General features: G+C 68.4%; 10 protein-coding genes. 6 read left to right on the plus strand and 4 right to left on the minus strand.

The features are described 5' to 3' along the window. Nucleotides 1-104 precede the first annotated feature (104 nt). Together ACPW96_RS21040 and ACPW96_RS21045 are read left to right on the plus strand one after the other, a co-directional pair. A complete protein-coding gene (locus tag ACPW96_RS21040; RefSeq protein ID WP_425885498.1) occupies nt 105-1,214 on the plus strand; it encodes an FAD-dependent oxidoreductase in 1,110 nt (369 codons plus the stop codon). A gap of 94 nt (nt 1,215-1,308) precedes the next feature. Continuing rightward, nucleotides 1,309-1,725, plus strand: a complete 417-nt coding sequence (locus ACPW96_RS21045; RefSeq protein WP_425885509.1) for a nitroreductase/quinone reductase family protein — start codon at nt 1,309-1,311, stop codon at nt 1,723-1,725. A 108-nt stretch (nt 1,726-1,833) separates the two neighbouring features. Here the strand turns inward: ACPW96_RS21045 and ACPW96_RS21050 are convergent, their stop codons facing one another. From ACPW96_RS21050 to guaB, 4 genes are all read right to left on the minus strand, one after another. After that, nucleotides 1,834-3,522, minus strand: coding sequence for an ABC-F family ATP-binding cassette domain-containing protein (locus tag ACPW96_RS21050; protein WP_425885500.1), 1,689 nt, complete (start codon nt 3,520-3,522; stop codon nt 1,834-1,836). A gap of 108 nt (nt 3,523-3,630) precedes the next feature. Beyond that, nucleotides 3,631-3,909 (minus strand): DUF2277 domain-containing protein, encoded by a 279-nt coding sequence (locus ACPW96_RS21055; RefSeq protein WP_425823283.1) that lies wholly within the window; start codon nt 3,907-3,909, stop codon nt 3,631-3,633. Between the two features lie 45 nt (nt 3,910-3,954). After that, nucleotides 3,955-4,575, minus strand: a complete 621-nt coding sequence (locus ACPW96_RS21060) for a TMEM175 family protein (protein WP_425885502.1) — start codon at nt 4,573-4,575, stop codon at nt 3,955-3,957. 35 nt (nt 4,576-4,610) lie between these two features. Further along, a complete protein-coding gene (gene guaB, locus ACPW96_RS21065) occupies nt 4,611-6,113 on the minus strand; it encodes an IMP dehydrogenase (protein WP_425885503.1) in 1,503 nt (500 codons plus the stop codon). 258 nt (nt 6,114-6,371) lie between these two features. Here guaB and ACPW96_RS21070 point away from each other — a divergent pair, with 258 nt between their 5' ends. The 4 genes from ACPW96_RS21070 to ACPW96_RS21085 are packed head-to-tail and all read left to right on the plus strand — an operon-like array spanning nt 6,372 to nt 10,440. Continuing rightward, nucleotides 6,372-7,703, plus strand: a complete 1,332-nt coding sequence (locus ACPW96_RS21070; protein ID WP_425885505.1) for an ABC transporter permease subunit — start codon at nt 6,372-6,374, stop codon at nt 7,701-7,703. Between the two features lie 7 nt (nt 7,704-7,710). Next, on the plus strand, nt 7,711-8,691 hold the full coding sequence (locus ACPW96_RS21075; RefSeq protein ID WP_425823277.1) for a branched-chain amino acid ABC transporter permease: 981 nt from the start codon (nt 7,711-7,713) through the stop codon (nt 8,689-8,691). A gap of 37 nt (nt 8,692-8,728) precedes the next feature. After that, the gene (locus tag ACPW96_RS21080) at nt 8,729-9,703 is read left to right on the plus strand and encodes an ABC transporter ATP-binding protein (protein WP_425823275.1); all 975 of its coding nucleotides are present in this window, start codon (nt 8,729-8,731) and stop codon (nt 9,701-9,703) included. Continuing rightward, nucleotides 9,700-10,440: an ABC transporter ATP-binding protein gene (locus ACPW96_RS21085; protein WP_425823273.1), complete on the plus strand. Its 741-nt coding sequence runs from the start codon at nt 9,700-9,702 to the stop codon at nt 10,438-10,440. The genes ACPW96_RS21080 and ACPW96_RS21085 overlap by 4 nt, the downstream gene beginning before the upstream one ends. The last annotated feature ends 224 nt before the right edge of the window (nt 10,441-10,664 follow it).

Raw genomic sequence — 10,664 nt, forward strand, 5'->3', positions numbered from 1 at the left:
ATGTGACCGCATCCCGGGCATATTCGCGCATATTGCGTCCCTTCCGCAGCTCCCGGGAAGTGAGGGCGCCCCTGGCTCCGGGCCGAGGCTGGGAAGATCGGGGGATGAGCGAACGCGTCCCCTTCGTGGTCGTCGGCGGAGGAGTGATGGGGCTGGCGACAGCCTGGGCGCTGACGCGGCGCGGTGAGCGACCGCTGGTCCTCGAGCAGTTCGCGCGCGGCCACACCCACGGCGCGTCGCACGGCGCGACACGCAACTTCAACAACGCGTACGCCGATGAGCACTACCTCGATCTCCTCGCCCTGGCCCGGGATGGATGGGACGTGCTCGGCGCACCCGGCGGTGAGCCCGTGCTGCGGCTGCACGGGCTCGTCTCGCACGGCGACGGCGCCGCACTCGGAGGTACAGGCGCCGGGCTGATCGAGATCCACGACCGGCTGCGGCACCGTGGCATCCCCGCCGAGCTGCTCGACGGCGCAGAGGCGTCGCGCCGCTGGCCGGGCATGAGGTTCGAGGACACCGCCCTCTTCTCCGCGGATGCCGGTGTGGCCCGCGCATCCGCCGCTCTGCAGCAGATGGAGCGGCGCATCGTCGAGGGCGGCGGCGAGGTCCGCTGGCAGACTCTGGTACTGCGCTTCGAACAGCATGCCGACGGTGTCATCGTTCACACCCCCGCGGGCACGGTCCTCGCCGACATCGTGATCGTCACGGTCGGAGCATGGACGAGTTCGGTGCTGGACGGCATTCCCCTCCCGCGGCTGCGGGTGACGGAGGAGAGCCCGGCCCACTTCACGCCGCGCGATCCGGCGCGCGCCTGGCCGTCGTTCAACCACTTCGTCGCGCCGGGCTCATGGCCGGCCAACGTCTATGGCATGCCGACGCCCGGCGAAGGCGTCAAGGTCGGCTTCCACTCCGTCGGCGACGTCGTCGATCCGGATGCGCGGCCGTTCCGGACGGACAAGCACGCGGAGGCTCTTGCCCGGTACGTGCGCGAATGGATGCCCGGGCTCGATGCGGACACCGCCTCTCCTATCAGCTGCACATACACATCGACGCCGAACGAGGCGTTCGTGCTCGATCGCGTGGGCCGGATCGTGGTCGGCGCCGGATTCTCTGGTCAGGGCTTCAAGTTCGCACCGGGTGTCGGCACGGTGCTGGCCGGGCTCGCCCTCGATCCCGATGCGCGCGCAGCGCAAGCGTTCCGGCTGCGCTGACGGGTGCCATGTCAGCCCGGGACGCCCCGTGGGACAATCGGGGCGGGAGGCATCCATGTCACTCAGGGGGTTGTTCCGTCGCGCCGGCGCCCGGATGGGGGTGTGGTCCTATCGCCGCACGAAGGGGCGCGCGATGACCAGCCGCTCGGCGCCGAGGGTCCTCCTCCTCACTACTCCCGGGCGCCGCTCGGGCGAGCCGCGCTCGACATGCGTCGCGTTCCTGGAGAGCGATGGGGGCTACATCGTGTGGGGAACCGCCTCGGGCGCGCGGCGAGATCCGCACTGGTTCCGCAACCTTCGCGCGGCCGGCCGGACCGAGGTGCAGGTACTGGGACGGACCTTCCCTGCGACGGTGCACGAGTACGTCGGCGCGCAGCGCGATGCGGTCTGGAACGACCTCATAACGGCGCGCGTGCCGTCCGTTCGCCGCTATGCCAGGAAGGCGGCACGCACGATCCCCGTCGCGATCCTGCGACCGGTCCCCGATTCGAACGATCAGTCCGGCACGTGACACGACGTCCCTCAGTCCGCGAAGGGACCCGATCTGCGGGCATCCAGAGCCGGATCGCGCAGATTGCGTCCCTTCGGCAACTTGGTGGTCGGGGGCTCGCAGCCGGGATCAACGGATGCGCGCGACGCGCTTCTCGTCCCACACCGGTTCGTTCGACTCGTACACGCCCCCGTCCGCGCCGAAGACGAGGAACCGGTCGAACGAGCGGGCGAACCAGCGGTCGTGGGTGACGGCGAGCACCGTGCCCTCGAACCGGCCGAGGGCATCCTCGAGCGCCTCGGCCGAGGCCAGGTCGAGGTTGTCGGTGGGCTCGTCGAGCAGGAGCAGGGTCGTGCCGGACAGCTCGAGCAGCAGGATCTGGAACCGCGCCTGCTGCCCGCCCGACAACGTCTCGAACGTCTGCAGCGCCTGCGCCACCAGCCCGTATCGATCCAGCGCGGAGCTCGCGGCCTCACGCGGCATGCCCGGCCGATTGTCGTCGCCGCGGTGCAGCAGTTCGAGCAGCGTGCGGCCGACGAACTCCGGATGCCGGTGCGTCTGCGCGAACCACCCGGGAACGACGCGGGCGCCGAGGATGGCGCGGCCGGTGTGCGCCACCGGCTCGAGATCGGCGCCGGTCGAGGTGAGATGACCGAGGCGTCCGTCCGGATCTGTGCCGCCGCGGGCGAGCAGCCGCAGGAAGTGCGACTTGCCGGACCCGTTCGACCCGAGCACCGCGATGCGATCGCCGAACCAGACCTCGAGGTCGAACGGCCGCATCAGCCCGGTCAGCTCGAGCGCCTCGGCGACGACCGCCCGCTTCCCCGTGCGCGCGCCGCGCAGCCGCAGCTGAAGGTCCTGAGCCTGCGGCCTCTCCTCGGGCGGCCCGGCGGCCTGAAACCGCGCGAGCCGGGTCTGCGCGGCGCGGTAGCGGGACGCGAACTCGTCGCTCGCCGTGGCCTTGACCTTCATCGCGGCGACGAGCGCCTTGATCTTGGCGTGCTCCTCGTCCCACCGGCGGCGAAGCTCGTCGAGGCGGTCCATCCGCGCCTCACGGGCCGCGTGATAGGTGGCGAAGCCTCCCCCGTGCACCCAGGCGGTGCTGCCGGCGGCGCCCGTCTCGAGGGTCACGATGCGGTCGGCGCCACGAGCCAGCAGCTCCCGATCGTGGGAGACGAGCAGCACGGTCTTCTGCGTCGCTTTCAGCTGCTGCTCCAGCCATCGTTTGCCCGGCACGTCGAGGTAGTTGTCCGGTTCGTCCAGCAGCAGCACCTCGTCGGGCCCCCGCAGCAGCGCCTCGAGCACGAGCCGCTTCTGCTCGCCCCCGGACAGAGTCGCCAGCTCGCGGAACCGCGCCCGCTCGAAGGGCACGCCGAGGGCGGCGACCGTGCACTGATCCCAGACCGTCTCGTGCTCGTAGCCGCCGGCATCCGCGTAATCGGCGAGGGCGCTCGCGTATCGCAGCTGTGCCTCGAGGTCATCGCGCTCGATGATCCCCTCCTCCGCCGCCTCGAGCTCGCGTGCCGCGTCGCGGATCCGTCGTGGCGCCACGTCGATGAGGAGTTCGTGCACGGTGGCGCCGGCGGACCAGTGGCCGACGAACTGGTCCATCACGCCGAGCCCGCCGCCGATGGCGACCGTGCCGGCGTGGGGAGACTCATCGCCGCGGATGATGCGCAGCAGCGTCGTCTTGCCGGCGCCGTTGGCGCCGATCAGGGCCGTCGTCGATCCTTCGCCCACGCGGAAGGACACCTCGTCGAGCAGCGGCCGGCCGTCGGGCAGACCGAACGATACGCCGGTGATGTCGATGTAGGGCATGCCGATCCTGACCGCGGCCGCGTCGCCGCAGCATCCGTCGACGGGAACCGTCGGCCCGCCGACGGCGAGCCGACCAGCCTATCCCAGGCGGCGTGGTCGTGCCCGGGCTCAGGCCGCGGAGTACCGGCCGGATGCGATCGCCCGAGCCCGCGCCTTGGCGGCCTCTTCCTCCCGGTTCTTCGGCGGCGCCACCGCGACGAGGTCATCGAGCAGGTGCTGGGTGATGTGCGCGATCTCGTGCACTGCCCGGTCGAACGCCTCCTGGTTGGCCTTCGACGGCTTGGTCGTGCCCGCGATCTTGCGGACGTACTGCAGAGCGGCCGCATGCACCTCGTCGGAGCTCGCGGCCGGCTCGAAGTTATGGAGTGTATGGATGTTCCGGCACATGCCCTCCACGGTACGCCGCCCCTCCCGCACGAGGGAAGGAAGCGATCACGAGCCCTTGCCCCGCAGAGCCCGGGTCAGGACGCCGTCGAAGAGGAACACCGTGAAGGCGATCGAACCGATCCACGGCGCGAGGACGAGCACGACGACCGCGAGCAGAAGCGCGCTGAGCGCGCCGCGGCCGTAACCCACGGCATCCGCCTCGGAGAGGTCGGGCATCATCTGCTCGCGGTGCCGAACGGCCCACCACCATTGCAGCCAGCTGAACAGGATCGCGAAGAAGAAGTTCAGCGGCAGCAGAAGACGACCCGCCAGGAAGTCGGAGTACTCCGTCACCATCCCCGTGCTGAACGGCACGAGCACGATGAACAGCAGCCGGGCGTTGTTGAGCCAGATCATCGTGCTGTCCACCCGCACGATGTGCTCGAACTGCCGCACGTGCGTCAGCCAGAGCAGGCACAGCAGTGCGAAGCTCAGCGCGAAATCGAGGAACAGCATCCACTCGTCGGCGAGGCCCGACCAGAGCTCGGCGTCCGAGGACACCTTCCCCATCCCGTGCGTCGTGAGATCGAGCACCAGCAGCGTCGACGCGATCGCGAAGACGCCGTCGGTGAACGCCTCCGTGCGCGTCGTCGAGAGCGATGCCGATGGATGCCGCGGACGGATCATGCGCCCAGGCTAACGGGCGCCGGTCGGATGCCGCGTCAGCGCTTGTAGTTGGGCGCTTCCACGACGATCTGCACGTCGTGGGGGTGCGATTCCTTGAGCCCGGCCGCGGTGATCCGCACGAAACGGCCCTTGGCCTTCAGCTCGTCGATCGTGCGTGCTCCGACGTAGAACATCGACTGCCGCAGGCCGCCGACGAGCTGGTACGCCACCGCGGACACCGGACCGCGGTATGCGACCTGACCCTCGATGCCCTCCGGGATGAGCTTGTCGTCGGAGGGTACGTCGGACTGGAAGTAGCGGTCCTTCGAATACGAGGTCTTCTTGCCGCGCGTCTGCAGTGCGCCGAGCGATCCCATGCCGCGGTACTGCTTGAACTGCTTGCCGCCCTGGAAGACGATCTCACCGGGCGACTCGTCGGTGCCGGCGAGCAGCGATCCGAGCATCACCGAGTCGGCTCCGGCGACGAGCGCCTTGGCGATGTCCCCGGAGTACTGCAGCCCGCCGTCCGCGATCACCGGGATGCCGGCGGCACGCGCGGCGATGGATGCCTCGTACACCGCCGTGACCTGCGGCACACCGACGCCCGCGACCACGCGGGTCGTGCAGATGGAACCGGGTCCGACGCCCACCTTGACGGCATCCACCCCCGCGTCGATCAGCGCCTGCGCGCCCTCGCGGGTCGCGACGTTGCCGCCGACGATGTCGATGTGCTCGAAGGAGGGGTCTGCCTTGAGCCGGCGGACGATGTCGATGACGCCCGCGGACTGGCCGTTCGCGGTGTCGACCACGAGCACGTCGACGCCCGCGTCGCGCAGAGCCTCGGCCCGCTCCCATGCGTCGCCGAAGAAGCCGATCGCCGCGCCGACGCGCAGCCGGCCCTGATCGTCCTTCGTGGCGAGGGGGTACTTCTCGCTCTTGTCGAAGTCCTTGACCGTGATCAGGCCGGCGAGCCTGCCGTCCTCGTCAATGAGGGGCAGCTTCTCGACGCGGTGCTTCGCGAAGATCGCGATGACGTCGTTGGCGCCGATGCCGACGCGCGCGGTGACGAGACCCTCGCTCGTCATGACGTCCTTGACCAGGGTGGTGGAGCGCTCGAAGCCGGAGACGAAGCGCATGTCGCGGTTGGTGACGATGCCGACCAGACGTCCATCCTCGTCGACGACGGGCAGTCCGGAGATGCGGAACTGAGCGCACAGCGCCTCGACCTCGTCGATGGAAGCATCCGGAGTGGTCGTGATGGGGTTCGAGATCATGCCCGACTCGCTGCGCTTCACACGATCGACCTGCGACGCCTGCTCCTGGATCGACAGATTGCGATGCAGGATGCCGAGGCCGCCCTCGCGCGCGATGGCGATGGCCATCCGCGCCTCGGTGACGGTGTCCATGGCGCTCGAGAGGAGCGGCGTCGCGACGGTGATGCGGCGCGTCACGCGCGAGGAGGTGTCGGCCTCGCTCGGGATGACATCGGTGTGCCCCGGGAGCAGGAGGACGTCGTCGTAGGTGAGTCCGACGAAGCCGAACGGATCGGGTTGCTCCATGCTGATTCCTTCTCGCGGGTCGCGCGCGTCAGGGTAAAGGCTTCAGCGGAGCCGCGGGGCGAGTCCGCTGTATAGAAGTCTAAGCGCGGGTGCCCCTCGCTCATTCCCGGGAGCCGGGACACACGGCTTTCTCACGTTTGCGCACCGGTTGGCGGACGGCATGCGCTCGAAACGCGGCCGACACACTACGCTCATAAAGTCTCCCTCACGGCCGATGCGAGACCCGCGCTCGGTCGTGGCATCTCAACTGGAGGTTTCGTGGGATCCCATACCCCTCTCGCCGCATCATCGCCGGGGCGACTCCCCCGGCTGATCGCTGCGTTCCTACTCGTACTCGCCGCACTGATGGGAGTCGGCGTGCTGACAGCCGCGCCCGCAAGCGCGGCCGAAGACGATCCCTACCGCATCAGCGGCAACGTCCAGCTGGATGGGGAGCCCTTGCAAGGAGTCATCCTCGTGATCGACGGCCCCGGCGGTGAGCAGGAGGTCGAGACCGACGAGAACGGCCAGTGGCGCGTCGGCGTTCCCGAGCGCAACGAGGACTACACCGTCACGCTCGACGAGGAGTCGCTCCCGGAGGGCATCGCCGTCGTCGAAGAGGGGGATGACACCCCGAACGTGAAGGAAGTCACGGTGGGAGCCGGTGGCCGGGTGACGGTGAACTTCTTCATCGGCGAGGGCGTGCGCAACGTCACCAGCTTCTTCGACCAGTTCGTACAGCGAATCGTGACAGGAGTGAGCTTCGGCCTCATGCTCGCGCTCGCGGCCGTCGGGCTCTCGCTGGTGTTCGGCACGACGGGGATCTCGAACTTCGCTCACGGCGAGATGGTGACCTTCGGCGCGATAGCGGCCCTGCTGCTGGTGGGCCCGGCATCGCTCGCCCTTCCCCTCTGGATCGGCTTTCCGGTGGCGGTGATCCTGAGCGCGCTCCTAGGCCTCGTGCTCGACGTGATCCTGTGGCGACCGCTCAGGCGAAAAGGCGTCGGGGCCGTGCAGCTCATGATCGTGAGCATCGGCCTCTCGCTCGCTCTGCGCTACACGTTCCAGTTCTTCATCGGCGGCGGCACGAGCCAGTTGCCGTTCGCCTCGGCCGCCAAGATCCCCCTGTTCGGTGTCGTGCAGCTCAGTGTCATCGACATGGTCTCGCTCGCGATCTCGATCATCGTCATCGTCGCGTTCGCGCTCTGGCTGCTCTACTCGCGCATCGGAAAGGCGACACGTGCCATTTCCGACAATTCGTCGCTCGCCGCCGCGTCGGGCATCGACGTGGACTTCGTCGTTCGCGTCGTATGGGTGCTCGCCGGCGCGATGGCCGGCCTCTCCGGCATCCTCTACGCGTACTTCCGGCCCGGGATCAAGTGGGATATGGGCGCTGAGGTTCTGCTGCTCATGTTCGCCGCCGTGACCCTCGGCGGCCTCGGAACGGCGTTCGGCGCTCTGATCGGGTCCCTCATCGTCGGGGTCCTCGTCGAGGTCTCCAGCCTCTGGATCCCAGCGGATCTGCGGTATGCGAGCGCCTTGTTCATTCTGATCGTCATCCTGTTGTTCCGGCCACAGGGCATCCTCGGTCGCCGCGAGAGAATAGGTTAGGCGCAACATGGACTGGCTTCAGATCCTCTCCAACACCGCATCGTCGATCATCAGCCCGGCGACGATCGGGTTCGCACTCGCCGCTCTCGGTCTCGCTGTGCACTTCGGCTACACCGGCCTGATCAACATGGGCATCGCGGGCTTCATGGCCATCGGCGCCTACGGCTACGCCATCTCGGTGCTGTCGTTCGGCCTGGAATGGTGGCTCGCCGCCCTCATCGGTCTCGTGGCATCGGCCGTGTTCGCGTTGATCCTCGGCATTCCGACACTGCGCCTTCGCGGCGATTACCTGGCCATCGTCACGATCGCCGCCGCCGAAGTCGTGCGCCTGCTGTTCCTCACGAGTGCCTTCGACGAGGTCACCGGGTCCGCCGACGGCCTCAGCGGCTATCACCAGAGCTTCCGGGCCTCGAATCCGATCCCCGATGGCACCTACGGATTCGGCCCGTGGACGTACAACGAGACGGGCTGGTGGGTGCGGATCACCGGTCTGATCACCCTCGCCTTCGCGGCGCTCGTCGTCTGGATGCTGATGCGCAGCCCCTGGGGCCGCTCTCTGAAGGGCATCCGCGAGGACGAGGACGCGGTGCGGGCCCTCGGCAAGAACGTCTACGCCTACAAGATGCAGTCGCTCGTGCTCGGCGGCGTGCTCGCCGGCGCGGGAGGTATCGTCTACGCGCTCCCCTCCGCCGTCAGCCCGGGCATCTACGTGACGTCCTTGACATTCTTCGTGTGGACGGCTCTGCTGCTGGGCGGTGCCGCGACGGTCTTCGGACCGCTCCTCGGATCGCTCATCTTCTGGGCGCTGCAGACGTTCCTGAGCAACTTCCTGCCGGCGCTCGTGCAGGCGGGGTTCCTGCCGTTCATGACCGCCATCCAGGCAGGCACACTGCGCTTCATCCTCGTGGGTGTCGCCCTCATGCTGCTCGTCATCTTCATGCCTCAGGGCCTGCTCGGAAACAGGAAGGAGCTGACCTTTGTCAAGTGACGGCTCACCCCAGGAGGGCGCTCCGGTGGAGCGTCGCATGACGGCGCCGGTCGAGCGCCCCAAGGCCACCGGCCTGCACGTCGGCGACGCGGTTCCCGGAGTCGCCAAGGTCGACCCGATCATCATCGCCGACAACGTCAGCCGCTCGTTCGGCGGCGTCAACGCCGTCGACGTGGAGCACCTCGAGATCCCGCGCGGGGTCATCACGGCGCTCATCGGACCGAACGGCGCCGGGAAGACCACACTCTTCAATCTGCTCACCGGCTTCGACAAGCCCAACACGGGCACGTGGACGTTCGACGGCAAGTCCCTCTCGGGCGTCCCTGCATACAGGGTCGCCCGCCTCGGGCAGGTGCGCACATTCCAGCTCACGAAGGCCCTCGGCCTGCTCACGGTGCTCGAGAACATGAAGCTCGGGGCCACCGGTCAGCGGGGTGAGAACTTCTTCGTGAGCATGATCCCGGCGCTCTGGCGCAAGCAGGACAAGGAGATCGAGGAGCGGGCGATGGGCCTGCTCGCGAAGTTCAAGCTGGACACCAAGGCGAACGACTTCGCGGCGAGCCTCTCCGGGGGCCAGCGCAAGCTGCTCGAGATGGCCCGCGCGCTCATGACGCAGCCCAAGCTCGTCATGCTCGATGAGCCCATGGCCGGCGTCAATCCGGCCCTGACGCAGTCGCTGCTCGACCACATCCTCGACCTCAAGGAAGAGGGGATGACGGTGCTCTTCGTCGAGCACGACATGCACATGGTGCGCCACATCGCCGACTGGGTGGTCGTCATGGCGGAGGGCCGCGTGGTCGCCGAGGGCGATCCGTACACCGTCATGCGCAACCCCGCAGTCATCGACGCCTACCTCGGTGCCCACCAGGAGCTCGACCTCGGAGTGGTCACCGGACGCATCTCCGTCGTCGATGCCGATCCGACGACGGATGCCGCGGCTTCGCAGGCGGTCAGCGCCGAAGACATCGAGGCCGCCGGCCTCGCAGAACTCGACCAAGGGGAACAGAAGTGAGCACCGACGTCACGACCGCCACCCCCGTCGTCTTCATCGACGACGTGCATGCGGGCTACCTGCCGGGAGTGAACATCCTGAACGGCTGCTCGCTCGTCGCTCATCAGGGCGAGCTCATCGGCATCATCGGCCCCAACGGCGCCGGCAAGTCGACACTGCTGAAGGCGATCTTCGGGCAGGTGAACGTCCGCAGCGGCACGATCAGCCTCCAGGGCGAAGACATCACCGGCCTGAAGGCGAACAAGCTGGTCGGCCGTGGGGTCGGGTTCATACCTCAGACGAACAACGTGTTCCCCAGCCTGACGATCGAAGAGAACCTGCAGATGGGCCTCTACCAGAACCCGTCGGCCTACAAGGAACGCCTGGAGTTCGTCACCGGAATCTTCTCCGAACTCGGCAAGAGGCTCAAGCAGCGCGCCGGCTCCCTTTCCGGCGGTGAGCGCCAGATGGTGGCGATGAGCAGGGCCCTGATGATGGACCCCAAGGTGCTGCTGCTGGATGAGCCGTCGGCGGGACTCTCACCGGTCCGTCAGGACGAAGCCTTCATCCGCGTCTCCGAGATCAACAAGGCCGGAGTGACCTGCATCATGGTGGAGCAGAACGCCCGCCGCTGCCTGCAGATCTGCGACCGCGGCTATGTGCTCGATCAGGGCCGGGACGCCTACACCGGAACGGGCCGTGAGCTCCTGCACGACCCGAAGGTGACCGAGCTGTACCTCGGAACACTCGGCACCTAGGCGCAGGCCCGCAGTTGTGAAAGACGAGGGGTGGATGCCGCGGCATCCACCCCTCGTCGTGCCCTGTGCCGTCCGACCAGAGGTGCATCCGTCTTCGTGATCGCCCGGGGTCCCTCGAGGCCGGGCGCACGAAGAAGCGGGGCCCCGGCCCCGGGGAGGGGGCGCGGGGCGCGACGGGGGGGTGGTTGGCCGGGTGGGGGGGGGGGGGGGGGGGCGGGGGGGCG

Source organism: Micromonospora sp. DT81.3 (assembly GCF_049847225.1).
In the GTDB taxonomy this organism is placed as follows: domain Bacteria; phylum Actinomycetota; class Actinomycetes; order Actinomycetales; family Microbacteriaceae; genus Microbacterium.

Coding starts and splice junctions, on each gene's coding strand:
- ACPW96_RS21050 (WP_425885500.1), bottom strand. CDS start 3,522: ATGCCCTACATCGACATCACCGGCGTATCGTTCGGTCTGCCCGACGGC.
- ACPW96_RS21075 (WP_425823277.1), top strand. CDS start 7,711: ATGGACTGGCTTCAGATCCTCTCCAACACCGCATCGTCGATCATCAGC.
- guaB (WP_425885503.1), bottom strand. CDS start 6,113: ATGGAGCAACCCGATCCGTTCGGCTTCGTCGGACTCACCTACGACGAC.
- ACPW96_RS21040 (WP_425885498.1), top strand. CDS start 105: ATGAGCGAACGCGTCCCCTTCGTGGTCGTCGGCGGAGGAGTGATGGGG.
- ACPW96_RS21080 (WP_425823275.1), top strand. CDS start 8,729: ATGACGGCGCCGGTCGAGCGCCCCAAGGCCACCGGCCTGCACGTCGGC.
- ACPW96_RS21055 (WP_425823283.1), bottom strand. CDS start 3,909: ATGTGCCGGAACATCCATACACTCCATAACTTCGAGCCGGCCGCGAGC.
- ACPW96_RS21060 (WP_425885502.1), bottom strand. CDS start 4,575: ATGATCCGTCCGCGGCATCCATCGGCATCGCTCTCGACGACGCGCACG.
- ACPW96_RS21045 (WP_425885509.1), top strand. CDS start 1,309: ATGGGGGTGTGGTCCTATCGCCGCACGAAGGGGCGCGCGATGACCAGC.